Source organism: Endozoicomonas sp. ONNA1 (assembly GCF_024606325.1).
In the GTDB taxonomy this organism is placed as follows: domain Bacteria; phylum Pseudomonadota; class Gammaproteobacteria; order Pseudomonadales; family Endozoicomonadaceae; genus Endozoicomonas_A.
Map to the genome: position 1 here is coordinate 1 of NZ_JAHHPN010000647.1, position 1404 is coordinate 1404.

1 protein-coding gene is annotated in these 1404 nt (G+C 48.9%); it reads left to right on the top strand.

All coding sequences use genetic code 11. From position 1 onward, the window contains the following. Positions 1-1404, top strand: a 1404-nt coding sequence (locus KDK19_RS15105) for an ankyrin repeat domain-containing protein (protein WP_257292277.1), incomplete at both ends; no start/stop codon positions are given.

Genomic DNA, 1404 nt, shown 5'->3' on the forward strand with positions numbered 1-1404 from the left:
CAGTCTTGAGTTTGAATACTCGGAACTGGAACGCACCTTTAAAAGACAGACCAAGACTCAGACACCCCCCGGAACCCTACAGTTGGGAAACTCCGAAAGCACAACTTCACCAAATCCCGCAGTGGATAAAGGCAGCAAACAGAGTGATTCAGGCAGTCAGGCACACAACAATGAAAAAAAACAAGGCCAGCCAGGGCAGAATTATCCAGAACCTGATAATAAAGGTACTGATTACACTCATAATGCATTGTCCGCGGATGTTGATTATTACACCATCAGGTTGCTTCAAACCAAATATCACGTCAGCAAACGACAGGTGTTAGCGAATCTGGACAGGTATGCGTCAGAAGCCGGATTAAGGCTAGCTTGTCTGGATTGCCAACAGAGCGGTTTTCTGCTTCAGGAACTACTGCCTCACGCAGAAAGGCACTATCTAACATGCGACCAGTGTCAACAATTCAGACCCACTGCCGGTACCGTTCAAGCTCGCCAAATAATGCTACAAAATCATACCCAAAGTCAGTGCACTCACTATAGAGGGCAGGTACTGGGAACACCTTTAATGGACAATACTCTGACTCTGTTCCGTTTCATGATTCGTTTAGGAACGGAAGAAAGCCTGCTCGACCTGTTACAACAATTCGATTTACCGATAGTCGCTGAGGATTTGAATCAGACAGATCGTAACAACAGAACCGTGCTTCACGATCTGGCTCAATATACTTCACCGGCAGTCATCCGGTCGTTTCTTAAGCGTTTCAACCATGCCGGTGTCTCTGTACTTCAGATGTTGTTACAGCATGCTTCACCTGCAGCTGCATTGTCTTGGTTTAGTCTGGGTAACCCTGAGCATCAGCAGCTTCTGAAAACACTGTTGGAGACCAACCCTGAACTCAGCTGGGACGAGCTGTTTCAACAGGCCGAGCTGCTTCAAGTCAGGTCACTGCGACTTGGCTGGTTGAAGAAAGAGCGAGAAAAACTTGAAGCATCATTTGTTGGATTGTCGGCACCGCTTTCAGAGCCTTTGGCTTCATCAAGTCTTGATCCTGAGCCATCAGCTCCGCCACTGTTTGTACCGGAAGTTGTCATTGAACACTCCGTGGCCAAAGACAAGGTTAAAGATGGTGAGACAGCTACACACGCAGCCTTAGCTGCTCGTCAAGGCCACACAGAGACCGTCAAGGCCCAGGTATTGTTGGACAGTGACCGATCCCAGCGCCTTCGGGATTTTCACTCTGCTGCCCGCACTGGCAACACAAGGTTGATCAGGGAATTGCTGAACTTTGACCCCTCCCTGGCCAAAGAGAAGGCTAACAATGGCGAAACGGCTCTCCACAAAGCTGCTCGTAATGGCCAAACAGAGGCCATCCAGACATTGCTGAACTTTGACCGCTCACTGGCCAA